17 protein-coding genes and 2 pseudogenes are annotated in these 18,700 nt (G+C 66.3%); 8 read left to right on the forward strand and 11 right to left on the reverse strand.

The features are described 5' to 3' along the window. The first annotated feature begins 45 nt into the window (after positions 1-45). The 5 genes and pseudogenes from ACETMP_RS23110 to ACETMP_RS23130 all read left to right on the forward strand — a co-directional run bounded on the left by ACETMP_RS23110 (position 46) and on the right by ACETMP_RS23130 (position 4,263). Positions 46-1,997, forward strand: a pseudogene (locus ACETMP_RS23110) (ABC transporter ATP-binding protein/permease). Between the two features lie 236 nt (positions 1,998-2,233). Next, positions 2,234-3,058, forward strand: coding sequence for an FkbM family methyltransferase (locus ACETMP_RS23115; protein ID WP_375158003.1), 825 nt, complete (start codon positions 2,234-2,236; stop codon positions 3,056-3,058). A 25-nt stretch (positions 3,059-3,083) separates the two neighbouring features. Then, positions 3,084-3,470, forward strand: coding sequence for a VOC family protein (locus ACETMP_RS23120; RefSeq protein ID WP_375158004.1), 387 nt, complete (start codon positions 3,084-3,086; stop codon positions 3,468-3,470). A gap of 65 nt (positions 3,471-3,535) precedes the next feature. Further along, positions 3,536-4,021 carry a pyridoxamine 5'-phosphate oxidase family protein gene (locus ACETMP_RS23125; protein WP_375158005.1) on the forward strand — a complete coding sequence of 162 codons (486 nt, stop codon included), beginning with the start codon at positions 3,536-3,538 and terminating at the stop codon, positions 4,019-4,021. Further along, on the forward strand, positions 4,021-4,263 hold the full coding sequence (locus ACETMP_RS23130) for a hypothetical protein (protein ID WP_028133340.1): 243 nt from the start codon (positions 4,021-4,023) through the stop codon (positions 4,261-4,263). The genes ACETMP_RS23125 and ACETMP_RS23130 overlap by 1 nt, the downstream gene beginning before the upstream one ends. A gap of 856 nt (positions 4,264-5,119) precedes the next feature. On the opposite strand, the gene ACETMP_RS23135 is transcribed toward ACETMP_RS23130, so the two are convergent. After that, positions 5,120-5,815 (reverse strand): hypothetical protein, encoded by a 696-nt coding sequence (locus tag ACETMP_RS23135; protein WP_375158006.1) that lies wholly within the window; start codon positions 5,813-5,815, stop codon positions 5,120-5,122. On the opposite strand from ACETMP_RS23135, the gene ACETMP_RS23140 reads away from it, so the two are divergent. Next, on the forward strand, positions 5,784-6,734 hold the full coding sequence (locus ACETMP_RS23140; RefSeq protein WP_375158007.1) for an OmpA family protein: 951 nt from the start codon (positions 5,784-5,786) through the stop codon (positions 6,732-6,734). The genes ACETMP_RS23135 and ACETMP_RS23140 overlap by 32 nt on opposite strands. A gap of 57 nt (positions 6,735-6,791) precedes the next feature. Here the strand turns inward: ACETMP_RS23140 and ACETMP_RS23145 are convergent, their stop codons facing one another. Continuing rightward, entirely contained in the window at positions 6,792-7,748 is a 957-nt protein-coding gene (locus ACETMP_RS23145; RefSeq protein ID WP_375158008.1) for a homocysteine S-methyltransferase family protein, read from the reverse strand. A 229-nt stretch (positions 7,749-7,977) separates the two neighbouring features. Between ACETMP_RS23145 and ACETMP_RS23150 the strand changes: the two genes are divergently transcribed. Beyond that, the gene (locus ACETMP_RS23150) at positions 7,978-8,598 is read left to right on the forward strand and encodes a TetR/AcrR family transcriptional regulator (RefSeq protein WP_375158009.1); all 621 of its coding nucleotides are present in this window, start codon (positions 7,978-7,980) and stop codon (positions 8,596-8,598) included. A 9-nt stretch (positions 8,599-8,607) separates the two neighbouring features. Here ACETMP_RS23150 and ACETMP_RS23155 read toward each other — a convergent pair whose 3' ends face one another. The 7 genes from ACETMP_RS23155 to ACETMP_RS23185 form a co-directional block, all read right to left on the reverse strand. Further along, positions 8,608-10,365 carry an alkaline phosphatase gene (locus tag ACETMP_RS23155; RefSeq protein WP_375158010.1) on the reverse strand — a complete coding sequence of 586 codons (1,758 nt, stop codon included), beginning with the start codon at positions 10,363-10,365 and terminating at the stop codon, positions 8,608-8,610. 222 nt (positions 10,366-10,587) lie between these two features. After that, positions 10,588-11,925: an argininosuccinate synthase gene (gene argG / locus ACETMP_RS23160; protein WP_375158011.1), complete on the reverse strand. Its 1,338-nt coding sequence runs from the start codon at positions 11,923-11,925 to the stop codon at positions 10,588-10,590. 93 nt (positions 11,926-12,018) lie between these two features. After that, positions 12,019-12,795 carry a phosphatase PAP2 family protein gene (locus tag ACETMP_RS23165; protein ID WP_375158012.1) on the reverse strand — a complete coding sequence of 259 codons (777 nt, stop codon included), beginning with the start codon at positions 12,793-12,795 and terminating at the stop codon, positions 12,019-12,021. Between the two features lie 82 nt (positions 12,796-12,877). Beyond that, positions 12,878-13,372 carry a hypothetical protein gene (locus tag ACETMP_RS23170; protein ID WP_375158013.1) on the reverse strand — a complete coding sequence of 165 codons (495 nt, stop codon included), beginning with the start codon at positions 13,370-13,372 and terminating at the stop codon, positions 12,878-12,880. Positions 13,373-13,542: 170 nt separating this feature from the next. Beyond that, the gene (rlmN, locus tag ACETMP_RS23175) at positions 13,543-14,745 is read right to left on the reverse strand and encodes a 23S rRNA (adenine(2503)-C(2))-methyltransferase RlmN (RefSeq protein WP_375158014.1); all 1,203 of its coding nucleotides are present in this window, start codon (positions 14,743-14,745) and stop codon (positions 13,543-13,545) included. Positions 14,746-14,929: 184 nt separating this feature from the next. After that, complete coding sequence (locus ACETMP_RS23180) at positions 14,930-15,595, reverse strand: invasion associated locus B family protein (RefSeq protein WP_375158015.1); 666 nt, start codon at positions 15,593-15,595, stop codon at positions 14,930-14,932. Positions 15,596-15,703: 108 nt separating this feature from the next. Continuing rightward, positions 15,704-16,543 carry an SDR family oxidoreductase gene (locus tag ACETMP_RS23185; protein ID WP_375158016.1) on the reverse strand — a complete coding sequence of 280 codons (840 nt, stop codon included), beginning with the start codon at positions 16,541-16,543 and terminating at the stop codon, positions 15,704-15,706. Positions 16,544-16,764: 221 nt separating this feature from the next. Here ACETMP_RS23185 and ACETMP_RS23190 point away from each other — a divergent pair. Beyond that, a pseudogene (locus ACETMP_RS23190) lies at positions 16,765-17,740 on the forward strand (NADPH:quinone oxidoreductase family protein). 169 nt (positions 17,741-17,909) lie between these two features. Here the strand turns inward: ACETMP_RS23190 and ACETMP_RS23195 are convergent. Both ACETMP_RS23195 and ACETMP_RS23200 read right to left on the reverse strand, forming a co-directional pair. After that, positions 17,910-18,296 carry a YkvA family protein gene (locus ACETMP_RS23195; RefSeq protein WP_375158017.1) on the reverse strand — a complete coding sequence of 129 codons (387 nt, stop codon included), beginning with the start codon at positions 18,294-18,296 and terminating at the stop codon, positions 17,910-17,912. Positions 18,297-18,397: 101 nt separating this feature from the next. Further along, positions 18,398-18,688: a 4a-hydroxytetrahydrobiopterin dehydratase gene (locus ACETMP_RS23200; protein WP_375158018.1), complete on the reverse strand. Its 291-nt coding sequence runs from the start codon at positions 18,686-18,688 to the stop codon at positions 18,398-18,400. Positions 18,689-18,700 lie beyond the last annotated feature (12 nt).

Below are 18,700 nucleotides of genomic sequence, written 5' to 3' on the forward strand. Positions count from 1 at the left end.
GTGGAACCCGAGGGAACCGGTTGATTTGTCTCGCGTTGTCCGCGCATGAACAAGCCGGCCGCCAAGCGCGAACAGCACAAGCCGCCGATCGTCGGAATCAAGGGCGAGAACGGCGACGAGGTCGAACCGCCGCCGCCGGAGCTGCTCGAGCCTGATCCGGAGCTCTCGCCCGAGGAGGCCGAGCAGGCCCGCAAGGATTACCTGCTGGCGCGGTTCTGGATAAGTGCGCGCGGCTTCTGGGGACGCAACGGCGATCGCCTCGCCTGGCCGTACTCGATCGGCCTCGGCCTCTTGATCGTTCTCACCGTCGGCTTCCAGTACGGCATCAATGTCTGGAACCGCGCGATTTTCGATGCGATCGAGAAGCGCGATGCGGGATCCGTCTTCCATCTCACCGCGGTGTTCTTCCCGCTCGCAATCGGCAGCATCGTGCTCGGCGTCGCGCAGGTGTTCGCGCGGATGGGCATCCAGCGGCGCTGGCGGGCCTGGCTGACGGCGAGCGTGCTGACGCGGTGGCTCGCCAACGGACGCTACTACCAGCTCAATCTCGTCGGCGGCGATCACCAAAACCCCGAATACCGGATCGCGGAAGATCTGCGCATCGCGACCGATTCCCCGGTCGATTTCCTCGCCGGCGTCACCTCGGCGCTGCTGTCGGCGGCGACCTTCATCGTCGTGCTCTGGACCATCGGCGGCGCGCTCACCGTCACGTTCGGCGGCACGAGCATCACCATTCCGGGCTTCCTCGTGATAGCCGCGATGCTCTATGCCGCAATTGCCTCGAGCTCCATCCTGGTGATCGGCCGCCGCTTCGTACAGGTGTCCGAGGACAAGAACCAGGCCGAAGCCGATTTCCGGTACACGCTGACGCGCGTGCGCGAGAACGGCGAGAGCATCGCGCTGCTCGGCGGCGAGGAGGAGGAGCGCGACGGCATCGACCGCAACTTCACCAGCGTGATCCGGCAATGGGCACGGCTCGCGGGTCAGCATATGCGCACCACGCTGGTGTCGCAGGGCTCGAGCCTCGTTGCACCCGTGGTCCCTCTCCTGCTCTGCGCGCCGAAATTCCTCGACGGCAGCATGACGCTGGGGCAGGTGATGCAGGCGGCCTCCGCCTTCACCATCGTGCAGAGTGCGTTCGGCTGGCTGGTCGACAATTATCCGCGCCTCGCCGACTGGAACGCCTGCGCGCGCCGCATCGCCTCGCTGATGATGTCGCTCGACGGCCTCGAGCGCGCCGAGCAGGGCGATGGTCTCGGCCGCATCAAGCGCGGCGAGACGCGCAACGACGCCATGCTGGAGATGAAGGATCTCTCGGTCACGCTGGATGACGGCACCGCGGTGGTCGGCGAGACCGAAGTGGTGATCGAGCCCGGCGAGCGGCTGCTGGTGGCCGGCGAATCCGGCACCGGCAAGAGCACGCTGGTGCGTGCCATCGCAGGCCTCTGGCCCTGGGGCGGCGGCAGCGTGAATTTCCATCCCGACCGGCGGCTGTTCATGCTGCCGCAGCGGCCTTACGTGCCCTCGGGATCGCTGCGCCGCGCCGTCGCCTATCCCGGCGCCGCCGATCACTGGACCGTGGACGAGATCGGCGAAGCCCTGCACAAGGTCGGGCTGGATCATCTCAAGGAGAAGATCGAGGAGGAAGGTCCCTGGGACCAGACGCTGTCGGGGGCGAGAAGCAGCGCCTCGCCTTCGCGCGGCTCCTGCTGCACAACCCCGACATCGTCGTGCTCGACGAGGCGACCTCGGCGCTCGACGAAAAGAGCCAGGACAAGATGATGAAGATGGTCACCGACGAGCTGCCGAAGGCGACCATCGTCAGCGTCGCGCATCGCGCCGAGCTGGAAGCCTTCCACAGCCGCAAGATCGTGCTGGAGCGGCGCAAGGGCGGCGCCAAGCTCGTCAGCGACATCGCCCTGATCCCGCGCAAGGGCAAGCGCCGGCTGCTCGGCCGATTCCTGCGGCAGCGCAAGGCGCCGAAGAAGGCGGCGTAGCACACTTTCTCCGTCATCCCGGACCAGCGCGCCACAAGCGCGCGCAGATCCGGAATCCATACCCACAGGGAGAAATTTGGCGGAGACCCGGAGTGGGCATCTCGCGTCAAACTGCTCCCTGGGGCTATGGGTCTCCGCCTTCGCGGGGACGACACCGAAGTTGCGGCCCGCATCGAGCGTTGGAGTCCTCCGCAAAACCGGCTATGCATGCGCCGCCTGCAATGAGGATCTGCTGCTTGACGCCCGACAATGCCCCTTCGTCCGCGCCGTTCGGCGCGTTTGCGCCGAACGCGGCGCAGGCCGCGATCATCCGCCTCGCGACGCAATCGGGGCTGAAGCGCGGCGCATTCCGGCCGTGGATGTCGCGGCTGGTCAACCTGCTGCGGAGTGGCCCCGTCGACGTGCAATATCAGGGCGCCTCGTTCCGGCTCTATCACCAGGGCAGCGCGACCGAGCGCGGCGCATTGTTCAATCCCGATTACAATCTCGACGAGCTCGACTTCCTGCGCCAGCACACCCCTTCGGGTGGCACCTTCGTCGACGTCGGCGCCAATGTCGGCACGTTTGCATTGGTGATGGCGCGACAGGTCGGCGGCACGGGCAAGGTGATCGCGATCGAGCCGCATCCGCTGACATTTGCTCGGCTCTCGTTCAATCAAGCCGCATCCAAGGCTGCGCAGGTGCGCCTGGTGCAGGCCGCGGCCGGCGACAGCGACGGCGAGTTGATGATCGAGAGCGGCGGCGGCAATCTCGGCGCCACCCATGTCGTCACCGGCACCGCCGGCGCCGACGCGATCAAGGTGCCGTCGCTGCGGCTGACGCGCATCCTCGACGAGGCCGGCGTCACCCAGATCGATTCGCTCAAGATCGACGTCGAGGGTTTTGAAGACCGCGTGCTGATCGGCTTCTTCCGCGACGCGCCGCCGTCGCTGTGGCCGCGCGCGGTGGTGATCGAGCACCTGTCGCAAGACGAATGGCAGCAGGATTGTATCGCCGACATGGTCGCGCGCGGCTTTGCGATCGTGCGCAAGACACGAAGCAATACGTTCCTGTCGCGCTGACGAGAAACGAACAACGGAGCTAGCGATGATCGACCATTTGGGTTTTTCCGTCTCCGACTACGAGCGCGCGAAGGCGTTCTACACCAAGGCGCTGGCGCCGCTCGGCTACGGCCTGATCATGGAAGTGACGGCCGAGCAGACCGGGCACGCTGCGGCCGCGGGCTTCGGCGCCGACGGCAAGCCCGACTTCTGGTTCGGCGCGGAAGGCGCCATGAACAAGCCCGTGCATATCGCCATTCGTGCTGAAGATCGCGCCACGGTGGATGCGTTCTACAAGGCGGCGATCGCGGCCGGCGGACGCGACAATGGCCCGCCCGGCATCCGCCCGCATTACCATCCGAGCTATTACGGCGCCTTCGTGCTCGACCCCGATGGCCACAACATCGAGGCGGTCTGCCACGCGCCGGAATAGCCGGGTTCCTGCCGGAACCTCGTATCTCGCGGGCCGTTATCGTTGCTTGCAACAAGGAACACGGCATGGCCAACGACAATGACCGCGACGTCGATCGCGCCTGGGATCTGATGAAAAAGATCGGGTTTGCGATGCTGGTGACGCGCGACGGCGACAAGCTGCGCGCGCGACCGATGAGCGCTTATCTCGACCGCGAGGCGAACACGATCTTCTTCCTCACCGACGCACGACGCCACAAGGACGAGGAGATCGCACGCAATCCCTCGATCAACCTGTCGTTCGCGGATGCCGGCAGTCAGAAGTATGTCTCGCTGACCGGTACGGCCGTCGTCTCCAACGACCGCGCGAAGATCAAGGAGCTGTTCTCGACGCCGGCGAAAGCATGGTGGGACAGTGCCGAGGACCCCAACATCCGCGTGCTCAAGGTGACGCCCGACGACGCCGAGTTCTGGGATTCGCCGGGCACTGTGATCTCCTATGTGAAGATGGCTGCGGCGGCGGTGACGAACACGCGGCCCGACATCGGAGAGAACCGCAAGGTCACGATGTGATGCCGATCGAGCCCCCCGAGATTCCACCCTCGACACCGGGCACGCCGACCGAGCCGCCGCCGGGAATTCCGCCCGGCAATCCGGAGCCCGAAATCGCGCCGCCGGTGCGCGAGCCCGGCGAATCCCCGCGGCCCGACGAATTGCCTGGCCGCATGCCTGAAGAGATTCCATCGCGCGGACCGAACGGCCCGCTCACGCCCAATCCTGCGACGGATGCAAGTTCACCGCAGGATCGCGCATGAGGTGGCATCGCATGTGTGGCGATTGCAACCTGCGTCTGAATGCGCAATGAACGTCATCATAATGAGTCGATTTCCGTGCAGAAATAAATCGGGCCGCGACCGCTTCGCCCGCCACAATCCGGCCTAACGCGTAGCCGTTCATCAAACACACTTCGTCAAAGAACCTTCCGGGGAAGTTCGCCACCATGACCAATCTTCGTTTCGTGCTGCTTGCGACGACGGCTCTGACCGCGATGCAATTCGCAAGCTCTGCATCGCAAGCGCAAAGTGCGCCGCCGCTCGTGCTCGCGCAGGCCCAGCCGCAAGACGCGGGCCCTGACGGAAAACCGAAGCAGCCGCCGAAGGGACCGCCAGCAGCGGCACCGCCAGCCGCGCCCCCGCCAGCCGCGCCCCCGCGGCCCGCCGCACCGCCGCCCGCGGCTGCACCTCCGCCCGCCCCACCGCCGCCCGCGGCCGCACCGCCGCGCCCGGCCGCGCCACCACCGCCTCCCCCCGCCACCTGCGGCCCGTCCGGCCCCGCCGCCGCCACCTCCGCCGCCTGCGGCCCGCCCGGCTCCACCGCCGCCACCTGCCCCGCCGCCTGCAGCCCGCCCGGCCCCCCGCCGCCGCCGCCACCGCCTGCTGCCGCACCGAAACAGCCGTCGCCACCCCCGGCCGCGGCTCCGCAGCAGCATGCCCCGACACCGCCGCCTGCGGCACGCCCGGCTCCGCCGCCGCCGCCGCCTGCTGCCGCACCGAAACAGCCATCGCCGCCCCCGGCTGCGGCACCGCAGCAGCATGCGCCCACGCCGCCGCCGGCACCGTCCGGCGCGCGCCCCGCTCCGACTCCCCCGGCTCCGCCTCCCGCAGCAGCTCCTCAGGGCCGTCCTGCGCCGGCACCTACGGCGACGCCTTCGCCCGCGCCGGCAGCGCCGGCCGCACGACCGGGAGCGCCGGCGCCGACCGCCACGCCCGCACCGACTGCGACACCCGCGCCGACGACAACACCGGCGCCGACCGCAACGCCGACGCCGGGCAGCACGCCTGGTGCGGCACCGGCCGGCCGCCCCGGCACACCGCCGCCCGGTCGTCCCGGTGCGCCTCCTCCGGCAGGATCACCGGCTCCCGGTGCCACGCCCGCGCCGACTGCGACGCCTTCTCCTGGTGCTACGCCGACGCCCCCGCCCGGGCGCCCGGGTGCAGCACCGACACCTGCGCCCGGCGCGACCCCGGCGCCGACTGCGACGCCGACCCCCGGCCAGCAAGGCGCAACGCCTCCTGCTGGTGCGCCGGCTGCCGGAACTCCGCCCGCAGCACCGCAGGCTGGCGCCCCGCCGCGGCCGCCGGCACCTCCCGCCGGCGCCGCAGCGCCATCGGTCGTCCCCGGTTCGGCCGCCGCAGCGCCGCCGCCCGACAGGGCACAATACAGGCCGCCGACGATTGCGCCGGCCTTCCGGTCCGCGCCGACGGTCGCAGCGCCGCTGCCGCCGCCGCCGCGTCCGCCGCAGCGTGACCTGACGCCGCTCGCGATCGGTGCAGGCGTGGTGGCCGGCGCCGTGATCGGCGCCACCATCGCCGACCTCCACAACCAGCGACGCGAGACCATCGAAGGCGGCCGCACCGTCTACACCGAGCCGGACCGCATCATCATCCGCGATCCGGGCGGTCAGGCCTATGTCCGCGGCAACGATCTCTATCGCTTCCGCTATGGCGCACGCGACATCCGCACCGACACGGTCGGCGGGGAAACCCGCACGGTCGTGATTCGTCCTGACGGCAGCGAGATCATCACCATCGTCGGCGCCGATGGTCGGCTGATGCGGCGCATCCGCAGGGATCCCCGCGGACACGAGCTCATCATCATCGACAACACCTACCGCGATCCGCGGGCGGTCGGCGGCTTCTATGTCGACGTGCCTCCGCCGGTCGTGAACATCCCCTACGATCGCTATATCGTCGACGCCCAGGAAGCGTCGCCGGACGTCATCTACCAGACCATGGTGGCGCCGCCGGTACAGCGGATCGATCGGCGTTATTCGCTCGACGAGATCCGCTACAGCCCCAATGTTCGCATGCAGATGCCGAGCATCGACGTCAACACGATCATCTTCGAGACGGGATCGTGGACCATCCCGCCGGACCAGGCGGCCCGGCTGCAGGTGATCGCCGACGGCCTCAACCAGGCGATCCAGCGCAATCCGCGCGAGGTCTTCCTGATCGAGGGCCACACCGACGCGGTCGGCAACGAGGTCGACAATCTGTCATTGTCGGACCGTCGTGCGCAATCCGCGGCCGAACTGCTGACGCAGCAGTTCGGTGTGCCCGCCGAGAACCTGACGTCGCAGGGCTACGGCGAGCAGTACCTGAAGGAGCAGACGCAGGGGCCGAGCGCGATCAACCGTCGCGTCACGATCCGCAACATCACGCCGCTGCTCAACGGCGGCCAGGCCTCGCTGCCGCCGCCCCCGCCCGGCACCGCGCCGCCGCGCTGAGGCGAGATCACGAACGCAAATGGCCGGGGAGATCCCGGCCATTTCATTTTGCATGTATTACGCACTCATCGCCTCTGGCGGCAGGCAGGCCTCGCAAACGGCCGCAACGTGCCGGTGATCGGTGCCGCAGCAGCCACCGAGAATCTGCATCTGCGGAAACGCGCGCCTGAGCGAGAGGTAACGGCGGCCGAGATCGACGGGATCGCCGCTGTCGAGGGTCTCCGATTCGTCGAGCTCGGCATGGCTCTTGGCCGACGCATTGGCCCGGATGCCGTGAATGCGCTGGACCCACGATTCGCCGGCCGCGAGCGCAGCCTCGAAATGGGTCGGGTGCGCGCAATTGATCAGGAAGTATTCGCAGGCACGTTCGGTTGCGTCGTCGACCGCTTCGATAGCCTCGCGCAACGACTCTCCCCTGACGAGGCGGCCATCGGTCTCGACCGTGAAGGAGATCGCGACCGGAATGTCTTGCCTCCTGGCTGCGCGCACGACGCCGACGGCTTCGTTGATGCTGTTCAGCGTGAACGCAGTCACCATGTCGGCGCCCGCCTCGGTGAAGGCCGCAATCTGGCCCGAATGGTAGGCTTCCGCCTCTGCCGCGTCCATGTTGCCGGCCTTGTAGCCGTCACCTCGCGGACCGATCGCGCCACTGATGACGCACGGCGTGCCGGGGAACTCCCAAGCTCCGCGCAATTCGTCGAGGAAGCGGATGGCGCGCATGTTGATGGCATCCAAACCGGCCGCGTCATAGCCGAGCTTGGCGCCCCAATCCGGGTTGGCGCGCCAGGTCGGAGTGTCGAGCACGAAGCCGAGCCCATGCTGCCGCGCGATACGGAGATAGGCTTCGTAATAGCGTTTCAAATGCGCGCGGCCATCCGCGCTGTCGAGCAGCACGAAGGCCGCGAAGTGCGGCAGCTCCAGCCCCTCGTGAAAGATCAGGGTGGTTTCCATGCCGCCGTCGGTCAGGAAAATGCCGCCGCGGTGCTGCGGCAAACCATGTCTGTATCGGGCCATTGATCGCTCCATCATTGGACGGGCGGCTCTCGTCATTCGGTCGCGCCATGCCCGTCTTCGGTCTCGGCTTGTGGTGCCGCATAATGTCGCGTCGCTCTAGAAGCCCCGTGGTGCGGCTGAACTTCCATCCGCAAGCGGAGACAAATCAAAGACTTGCATGATCCATTCGGGGTGGTCGTCGGCCATCGGCAGCAAATTCCGCACCGCCGGTACGGTTTTGGAGACATCGATGGGAAAAGGAGAAGCGACGCGCGAGCGCATTCTCGGGATCGCGGAAGCGGCGGTGCTCGCAAAGGGCTTCGGCGCGACCTCGATCGACGAGGTCATCGCCGAGGCTGGGCTGACCAAGAGCGGCTTTTTCTATCACTTCAGAGACAAGAACGCCCTCGCACGGGAGATGCTACGCCGCTACGTGGAGACGAATGATCGCCTGTTCGACGAGATCTTCAGGCGGGGACGCGAGCTCTCCGATGACCCGCTGCAATCATTCCTGATCTCGCTGAAACTGCTTGCCGAGATCATGGCCGATCTGCCGAACGGCCATCCCGGCTGCCTGATCGCCAGCATCTGCTATCAGGAGCGCCTGTTCGACCGCGAGGTTCGCGACCTGACCGCGCAATCGGTGCGGAGCTGGAATGCGCATTTCCGCGCGATCCTCGACGGCATTGCCGCGGTCTATCCGCCCCGCGAGGCGATCGACCTCGACGATCTCGCAGAGATGATCTCGTGTGTGGTCGACGGTGCGATCATCATGTCGAAGACTCTCAACGACCCGACGCGGCTGGAACGGCAGATTCTGCTGTTCCGCAGCTGTGTGAAGCTGGTCTTCACGGCACCTTCTTCCTCGTGAACCGATGCGTCATTGCCCCGCAACCAATCCCAGCGCGTCGACCATGACACGAAAGACCTCGGTGTTGTCCATCGAGCCGTGCACGCGCTCACTGCCTGGACCGGTCGCGGTCAGGATGACGTCCTCGCCCGAGTGCACGCTGGCGCCGATCATCGCCGACAGATTGCCGGGCCGGAGCACGGCGCCCGGGACGTCCTTATATTTGTCGTTGGCCTTGAAGGTCCCGTCACCGCCGGCCTTGACGGTCGGCTCATTGGGATTGTCGAGCTTCGGTCGGAACGTCTCGTAGTGATCCGGCAGGCTGGCCGAGAAGATGGCGAGCCGCCGGCTCACGTCGACGCGCGCCGGATAACCTTCCGCATCAGGAGCCGGATAGTTGGGAAATCCGGCTTGATCGTAGACGCCGACGCGCTCGCGCAGCGCGACGTTGGGCGTCGTGCCCATGTCGTCATTCACCGTGCCGACGAGACTGTTGGGGTGATTGTGGTCAGCGAGCACCAGGATGAGGGTGTCGTCGCCGTGCGCCTGCGCCCATTCACGCGTCTGGCGCACCGCGTTGTCGAGCATGATCGTGTCGTAGACGGCCCGCTCCATATCGAGCAGATGCGCGTATTTGTCGATCATACCGGATTCGACCATCAGGAAAAAACCGGCCTCGTTCCGCGATAACAGCTTGAGCGCAGCCTGCACCTGCTCGGTCAGATCGGGCTGCTCGGGAAATTTCTTGACGCCGCCGCCCTTCAGGAACTTGCGGTCCAGCGCACCGTCCATGTTTCCCGTGGCGAACAGGCCGAGCAGCTTGCCTGTCTCCGGCCGTGCCGAGAGAGCACCGAGCTCGCCCGCGGTGGTCGCCACCTGATATCCTGCATCGCGGAACTTCGCGATGTAGTCGGTCTCGTCCTTGCGTTTCGAGCCTGCGGCCGACTTCGGCATGAAGTTCGCGCTACCCCCGCCCATCAGCACATCCGGTTTCGCCGCGAAGAACTGCTCGACGATTTCGTCATAGGCGGCGCGGCGGCGCGTATGCGCGACCATTGCCGCCGGCGTCGCGTCTTCGACCTCGGTGTTGGTGACGACACCGATCGCCATGCCGAGCTGCCGTTTGGCGAGGCTGGCGATGGTCTCGACCCGGGGATCGTCGAACGGGCTCGCGCTGCGATCCGCATAGACACCCATGGCGTTGACGGCGCTCTTGTGCCCGGTCGCATAGGCGCTGGCCGAGTTCGCGGAATCGGTGATGATCGAATCCGAGCCTGCGGTTGCCACCAGCGCCATATGGGGCATGTCGTCGATGGCGAGCTTGCCGCGGCTCTTGCCCTCCGAAATTCCCTTGGACAGGATTCGCGCGGCGACCCGATGCGCCGGCGACATGCCATCGCCGATGAACAGGATGACGTTCTTCGCCTTGCGCGGACCGGTGTCGTAGACCGTCCATGTGACGCTGCGCTGGCGCGTGCCGTCGCTCACGTCCACGGTCACGCTGCCCGGCTTGGGCAGCGTGACGTCGCGCAGGACCAGGGCCGACTGATCCTTGCCGTCCTCGCGGTCGATGAAGGTCCCGGCGCGGCCGAACGCGGTCGCATAATCCGCGCCGTTCACGGTGATCTTCAACTTGGCCGGATCAACCAGTCCGGGGAATTCGACCTTGAAGTCGAATCGCGCTCCGGCCAGAACCTCGGCACGATCGATCGGATAGATCGCCTGTGCCGACAGTGACGATGTCCAAGAGAGGACAATGAGAGAAGCGAGTACCGATGTCCTGACCATGCGCAATGCTCCGCAATCGCGTTTCGATAGGAAGCGTAACGATCGAGAATGACACCCTCATTAAGCTCGTGGCCCCGTTGGCTCCATCCGGGCTACGAGCAATCGCAGGGTAGGCAAAGCGGAGCGTGCCCACGATCCTGTCCGCCACGGAGGAATGGTGGGCGCGGCGCTGGCGCGCCTTTGCCCACCCTACGACGTTGCCCGCCTACGACAGTGAGAGCCTCAACCCTTGTCGCTCTCCAGCCGGAAGATCTGCGAGCCTTCGCTGCCGGAGAGCAGGCCGGTGTCGCTGTAGAGCTTCAGCTTGGTGCGGGTGTCGGCGATGTCGAGGTTGCGCATGGTGAGCTGGCCGATGCGGTCGGCGGGCGTGAACGCGGCGTCCTCGACCTTCTCCATGCTGAGCCTTTCAGGCGCATAGGTAAGGTTCGGGCTCTCGGTGTTGAGGATCGAATAGTCGTTGCCGCGGCGCAGTTCGAGCGTGACCTCGCCGGTGACGGCGCGCGCGACCCAGCGCTGCGCGGTCTCGCGCAGCATCAATGCCTGGGAGTCGAACCAGCGGCCCTGATAGAGCAGGCGGCCCAGGCGCATGCCGCTGATGCGGTATTGCTCGATGGTGTCCTCGTTGTGGATGCCGGTGACGAGGCGCTCATAGGCGATGTGCAGCAGCGCCATGCCCGGCGCCTCGTAGATGCCGCGGCTCTTGGCTTCGATGATGCGGTTCTCGATCTGGTCGCTCATGCCGAGGCCGTGGCGGCCGCCGATGGCGTTGGCTTCCAGGAACAGCGCGACGGGATCGGCGAAGGTCTGGCCGTTGAGCGCCGTGGGCTGGCCTTCCTCGAAACGCACCACGACCGTCTCGGCCTTCACGGCGCAGTCGTCGCGCCAGAACGGCACGCCCATGATCGGGTTGACGATCTTGATGCCGCTGTCGAGGCTTTCGAGATCCTTGGCCTCATGCGTGGCGCCGAGCAGATTGCTGTCGGTCGAATACGCCTTCTCGGCACTCATCTTGTAGGCAAAACCCTGTGCGGTCATGAACGCCGACATCTCGGCGCGACCGCCGAGCTCGTCGATGAACTGCTGGTCGAGCCAGGGCTTGTAGATCTTCAGGCCGGGATTGGTGAGCAGGCCGTAACGGTAGAAGCGCTCGATGTCGTTGCCCTTGAAGGTCGAGCCGTCGCCCCAGATGTTGACGCCGTCTTCCTTCATCGCCGCGACCAGCATGGTGCCGGTCACGGCGCGCCCCAGCGGCGTGGTGTTGAAATAGGTGATGCCGCCGGTCGAGACGTGGAAGGCGCCGGACTGGATCGCGGCGATGCCCTCGTGGACGAGCTGCGTGCGGCAATCGACCAGGCGCGCCTTCTCGGCGCCGAACTCCATCGCCTTGCGCGGGATCTCGTTGTAATCGGCTTCGTCCGGCTGGCCGAGATTGGCGGTGTAGGCGTAGCAGCGCGCGCCCTTCTGCTTCATCCAGAGCAGCGCCGCGGAGGTGTCGAGGCCACCCGAAAAAGCGATGCCGACTTTCTCACCCTTGGGCAGGCTTTTCAGGATCGTGGTCATGGGGCTTCCAATCGGGTCTCAAGGGGCTGATGGAGGTTCGAACTTGACCGCGCGAATATCAAATTTCGCAGGGATCGGCACGCATTTAATGGCTCAAGCCGACGGCTCGGGGCCGGTCTTGCGGCCGAACAGGCGCTGGCGGAGCCGGTAGCCGGGCATGCTCAGCCGGGTCAGGGCGGCATCGACCGCCTCGTCCGAAAACCGCGTCCGCGGCCAGCGGTAAATCAGCGCGTAGGCGAACCAGATCACGACGAAGGTGACGAGGCCGGCGATCGAGACGTCGGTGAAGAAGTGGCCCCCGAAGGCCATCCGCAACCCGCTGGTCAAGGCGCCGAACACCACGGCGGCGGCATAGGCGAGCGGCCGCCACGGCGGCGGCGCCAGCGCGGCCGGAGCCAGCGTCCAGAACGCGGTCGCGCCTTCGCCCGAGAAGAACGAGCAGTTGCGGGCGCAGCCACCGCGCGGATCCCACCACGGCACGAATTGCTGGTCGCCCGCGAACTCCGTCACCACCACCGGGCGCGGCCGGCCCCAATAGGTCTTGAAGGTGAGGTTGGTGAGAATGCCGGCGGACAGGATGATGGTGACGAGCAGAAACACCATCGCGCGCCCCGACACCATCAGCGGCCGGTCCGGCCTGATCATCTTGACCACGAGCGCCGCCAGCGACGGCAGCACGAAGGCCCACGCGACCCACATCGCAGCGTCGCGCGCAAAACTGGCCCAGCCGTTCAGCTTGAGCGGAAACGTCTTGGTCGCGGGATCGAAAAACAGCGACGCGAGCTTGAGATCGAGCTCGGGATAGAGCCCGAAAACGACGCCGATCACGAGCCACAGCGCGAGGCCGATGAAGAGTCCGGTACGGTTCATGGCGCGCGGTTTAGCGGAGTGGGGAGGAGATGAAAACCCCAACGGCGGTGCCCATCCTCCCCTGGAGGGGAGGGTAAGAGACTCACCGCGCATCCGGCCGTGAGTTCGACGGCAATGGCGGTGGCGGCATGCGGGCGGGCGGCGGGTTGCGCCAGGCGCCGGCGTTGCGGCCGGCGATCAGCCAGTAGACCATACCGGCGACGATGCCTGCACCGGTCATGATCTCCAGGTGACGCCGCACGACGCCCTCGAACTGAAACGTGTCGGGGTGGAACGGGACGAGGCCGAGATAGCAGGCAAGCCCGACGAGGCCACCGCCGACGGCGTAGGCAAGCGCGCTGCGGATGTAGAGCGCCTCGGTGATGGCGACGATCACCGCCGCCGGCACCAGCGCAAAGCCCGAGACGAAGACGAAGCCGAAGCCGAGCAGGATGTCGATCGTGCCTTGATCGACGGGACCGGCGCCGAGATCGGCGAACTCCGGAAACAATAGCGCGACGACCACGATCATGCCGCCGACGAAGCAGGCGGCGAGAAAGCCGATGAAGATGACGATGAGGCGGCCGATCAGGGACATGCGGAGAACGCCACTGTTGCCGTCATTGCGAGCCAACTGGTCCGCGCGTAGCGCGGCCCGATGACAGGCTCCGCGAAGCAATCCAGAAATGCCTCCGCGGAGACAGTCTGGATTGCTTCGTCGCTACGCTCCTCGCAATGACGAGGAGGCGAGAGCGCGGGCATGACAACCTAATCCGTCATCGCCATGGCGCGCAGCGCCTGGCGTTCGCGTGCGCTGAGCTTCTCGGTCTCCGACTTCAGCTGGCCGCAGGCGGCGAGGATATCGCGGCCGCGCGGGGTGCGCACCGGCGAGGAATAGCCGGCGTTGAAGATGTATTCGGAGAATTTTTCGATCTGGTCCCAGTCCGAGCACTCATAGGCGGTACCGGGCCAGGGATTGAACGGGATCAGGTTGATCTTGGCGGGAATGCCCTTGAGCAGCTTCACCAGCAATTTCGCGTCGTCCAGCGAATCGTTGACGCCCTTGAGCATCACATATTCGAAGGTGATGCGCCGCGCGTTGGAGGCGCCGGGATAGTCGCGGCAGGCCTGCAAGAGCTCCTTGATCGGGTATTTGCGGTTGAGCGGCACCAGCTCGTTGCGCAGCTCGTCGCGCACCGCATGCAGCGAGATCGCGAGCATGACGCCGATCTCCTCGCCGGCACGCACGATGTTCGGCACCACGCCCGAGGTCGACAGCGTGATGCGACGGCGCGAGATGCCGATGCCTTCGTTGTCGCCGACGATGAGAAGCGCATCGCGCACCGCGTCGAAATTGTAGAGCGGCTCGCCCATGCCCATCATCACGATGTTGGTGACGCGGCGCGTGCCGTCCTCGCGGTCGGCCCAATCGTTCAGGCGGTCGCGCGCGACCATCACCTGCCCGACGATCTCGCCGGCGGTGAGATTGCGCACCAGGCGCTGCGTGCCGGTGTGGCAGAACGAGCAATTCAAGGTGCAGCCGACCTGCGAGGAGACGCAAAGCGTGCCGCGATCGGTCTCGGGGATGTAGACGCACTCGACTTCATGCGCCTTCTGGAGGTTGTCGCCGCTCGGCAGCCGCAGCAGCCATTTGCGGGTGCCGTCGTTGGAGATCTGCTCGGCCACGACCTCGGGACGGTCGACCGTGAAATGCTGGGCAAGCTCGGCGCGGATGCCCTTGGAGATCGAGGTCATGTCGTCGAAGCTCTGGGCGCCGCGGAAATAGAGCCAGTGCCACAGCTGCTGCACCCGCATCTTGCGCTGCGCCGGCGCGACGCCGATCTCGCCGAGGCGATCGGCAAGCTCGGTGCGCGACAGGCCGATCAGCGACGGCCTTGCCGGCGGCACATAGGTTTCGAGTGGAGTTTTCTCCACCAATGTTGCGTTGTGCGGCTCGGTCGTCGGTTGCATTGAATGGACCTGGTTACATCGTCGTTCCGGGGCAGCTCGAAGAGCTGAACCCGGAACCTCGAGATTCCGGGTTCGATGCTGCGCATCGCCCCGGAATGACGGAAGAAAATCTGGAACCGCCCCTATATAGCAACCGGACCGGCCGATTGCGACCTTCTCGCCCGCAGCCTTAACGCCTGCGCGCTTACCGCTTGCAATCCTGCGCGATCTTGTCGAGCGCCTGGGCGAGGCCCTTCAGCGAAAACGTGTCGGTCGTCTCGGTGCCCTTGGCCGAGACACCCTTGACCACGAGCTCGGCGGATTTGCGCATGGCTTCGACCATCCGCTCCTCCTCGGCCGCGTTCTTGATCCAGAGGCCGTCGCCCTGCGTGTACATCGCGTAAGCAGCGCCGCCGACCTCCACCGTCGATTCCGAGCCCGGCTTCAGCGCGTAGCCGATCATCACCGAGACTTCGTTGTTCACCTTCTCGGCCGGCCGGGTCGAGACGAAGGCATAGGCGGGATCGCGCGGCCGATTCGGCGGATTGGTCTTCGACGACGACGGCTTGGCCAGCGCGAAGCAGACCTTCTTGCCGTTGGGCGTCGCCGAATAGGCCCCCCAGGTGCCGAACTGACCGATCAAGGTCGGCTCCGCGCCCCCTGCAACTGAAGCGGGCGGGGCCGCCGGTTTGCTCTCCGGCTTTGCGGCCGCCTTCGCATTGGTCGGGGCCGCCGGCGCCGCCGATTTCGGTGCCTCTTTTGGATGTGGCGCAGACTTGGGCGCCGGTTGCGCCGTCTGCGCCTGCGCGGAGACAGCGATTCCCCCGGCCGCCACGCCAGTCATCAAAGCTAAAATCAGCACCCGCCACATGCTGGAGTGGTTCCCTCAATATTGTGACTGGAAGATGGCCCGGCCGTGCTTTGTCCCCGTGGCAGGGATAGCCGGGAAAGTCCAATTTGGGAAGGCAGTTAGCGGTAGTCAGCCGCTGGATCGCGCGGCACGCTGGGCGGTCCATTGCGCCTCGGTCCAGCCGAGCAAATCCTCGGCGCCGGAACTGCGCAAATGCGCGCCACCGTCGATGACGACCATCTCGCCGTTGATGTAGGCGGCACGATCCGAGACCAGGAAGCTGGCGAGGTCGGCAAGCTCGCCATGCTCTCCGGTCCGGCCCAGCGGATTGCGCGCGGTCCAGCCTTCGTCTCGGCCTTCGGGACGAAGCTGCTCAGAGGCACCCGCGGTCGGGAACGGACCCGGCGCAATGGCGACGGTGCGGATGCCTTTCGGCCCCCATTCCACCGCAAGGCTCCTGGTCATCGCCAGCAGCGCCGACTTCGCCATCGCCGATGGCACCGTGAAGGCGCGGCCGGTGATGGTCGAGGTCGAGAGAATCGAGAGCACGACGCCGCGATGCCTGCCCTCGATCCAGCGCCTGCCGGCCGCGAGCGTGCAATACATCGCGCCATGCAGCGTCGGCGCCAGGATCGCATCGGCTGCCCGGAACGACAGACGCTCGCTCTGTGCGATGAACGTGGCAGCAGCGTTGTTGACGAGGATATCGAGCGGCGCATCGCGCCAGATTCGGTCCATCATGGCGTCGACCGCGACACCGTCGCGGATATCGCAGGCGATCGTCGTGACCTTGCCGCCGCTCCGCGCGCGCATCTCCGTGGCCGTCGCGTCCAGCCGGTCGAGCTTGCGGCCGCAAATGACGAGCTCGGCGCCGAGCGTGAGGAAACGTTGTCCCATCGCGGCGCCGAGACCCGAGCCGCCGCCGGTGACGAGGATGCGCTTGTCCCTGAGCAGGCCTGTTTCAAACATCGTTTGAATCCTCGCTATGTCCACATACGCCGTCATTGCGAGCGCAGCGAAGCAATCCAGAGTCCGTGCCGCGAAAATAGCCCGGATTGCTTCGCTTTGCTCGCTATACGAGGATAGGCCGAGACGTGGCCTCAGACAAAGAATCCGGATTGTCCGCCCGCGCTAAATCCGGCAGAAACGGCCCAACTATAATTCCACTCGAAACGCCCTCAGGTGCCGCCATGAAAGCCATCCTCTGCTCGCAATATTGCCAGCCCGACGATCTCGTGCTCGCCGAGGTGCCGGATCCGGTGGCGGGCCCCGGCGAAGCGGTGATCGCAACTCAAGGCCGCGGCGCTGAACTTCTTCGACATCCTGATGATTCAGGGCAAGTACCAGATCAAGCCGCCGTTCCCGTTCTCGCCGGCCGCGGAGGTCGCGGGCGTGATCGAGAGCATCGGTCCTGGCGTCACCGATCTGAAAGTCGGCGATCGCGTCGTCGCCTCCTGCGGCCACAACGGCGCGCGCGAGAAGATCGCGCTGCCGGCGGCATCCATCGTCAAGATCCCGGACAATCTCGATTACGACCGCGCGGCCGGCATCATCATCATCTACGGCACCGCGCTGCATGCGCTGGAGGATCGCGCCAGCCCGAAGCCGGGCGAGACGCTCGCCGTGCTGGGCGCGGCGGGCGGTACCGGCCTGGCCGCCTGCGAACTCGGCAAGCTGATGGGTTTGAAGGTGATCGCCTGCGCCTCGTCGGACGAGAAGCTCGAATTCGCCAAAGCGCATGGCGCCGAGCTGACGCTGAACTACGCCAAGGAGGATCTGAAGGAAGGCCTGCGCAAGCTCACAGGCGGCAAGGGCGTCGACATCATCTTCGATCCGGTCGGCGGTGCTTACGCCGAGCAGGCGCTGCGCTCGATCGCGTGGGAAGGCCGCTTCCTCGTCATCGGCTTTGCCGCCGGCGACATTCCGAAGATGCCGCTGAATCTCGCGCTGCTGAAGGGCTGCGACATCCGCGGCGTGTTCTGGGGCGCCTGGACCCGGCTCAACCCGGCCAAGAACCGCGCCAACCTCGAGAAGCTCGTGAAGTGGACGGCGGAAGGAAAGATTTCATCGCATGTCGATCGCACCTTCCCGCTGGCCCAGACCGCAGACGCGCTGAAGGTGCTGGCGGGACGCCAGGCCATGGGCAAGGTGATCCTGCATCCGTGAGGATGAATGGTGTCGTGACGCCATCGCCGCATCCACAACTGTCATCGCCCGCGTAGTGCGCAATCGCGCACAGGAGCGGGCAATCCAGCATTCCAGAGAGGCCGCGGCGTACTGGCTTCCCCGCCTTCGCGGAGAATGACAACGGTGGGTGGGGCTGAGACGGCGGCTGTTACGCCGCTTCTTCCGCCGCCTCATCCACGCCGCGCTTCAGCGCGGCACGGGCGGCTTCGCGATGCTCATTCGTGATGTGGCCGGCGACCATGCGGATGGCGGTGGCGAGAACGGCGGCGTCATCGGCGAAGCCGAGAATCGGCATCACGTCGGCGACGAAGTCGAACGGCAGGACGAAATAGGCGATCGCACCAAGCAGCGAGGCCTGGACGTGGCGCGGGGTCTGCCGGTCGAACGCGCAGTAATAAGCCGCAAGCAGGTCTTCGGCGAAGGGCAGATGCGCGGCGACACGCTTCAGCTTGCGCCAGAAGCGGCGGCGCACGCCTTCGCGATCTTCCGCGAGCCGATCGGCCGGCTCGAAACCGACGCTGTGTTCGGCAGCCATCTTCGACAAACTCCCCGTTCAGCCCAAGGCGGCGGACCGCCGCATCCTGGCTGATCACAAGATGGGGATGTAGCCGGTCCCTGCAAGACGTCGGCAAGGTCTCAGCCGGCGATGGCGTTCATCGCCTTGGCCAGCGCGACGTCGAGCGCCGTGACGCCGCCGGCATCGTGGGTCGACAGCACCACCTCCACCGTCTTGTAGACGTTGCGCCATTCGGGGTGGTGGTCCATCTTCTCGGCGGCCAGCGCGGCGCGGGTCATGAAACCGAACGCCTCGTTGAAATCCTTGAAGATAAAGGTCTTCCCGATGGCATCCCGGCCCTGAACCTCGGTCCAGCCCGGAAGTCCGCCGAGCGCCTGCTGGCGCGCCTCCGCCGAGAGCCGTTCTGCCATGGTCATCTCCGT

Source organism: Bradyrhizobium dasycarpum (assembly GCF_042019905.1).
GTDB lineage: Bacteria > Pseudomonadota > Alphaproteobacteria > Rhizobiales > Xanthobacteraceae > Bradyrhizobium > Bradyrhizobium japonicum_B.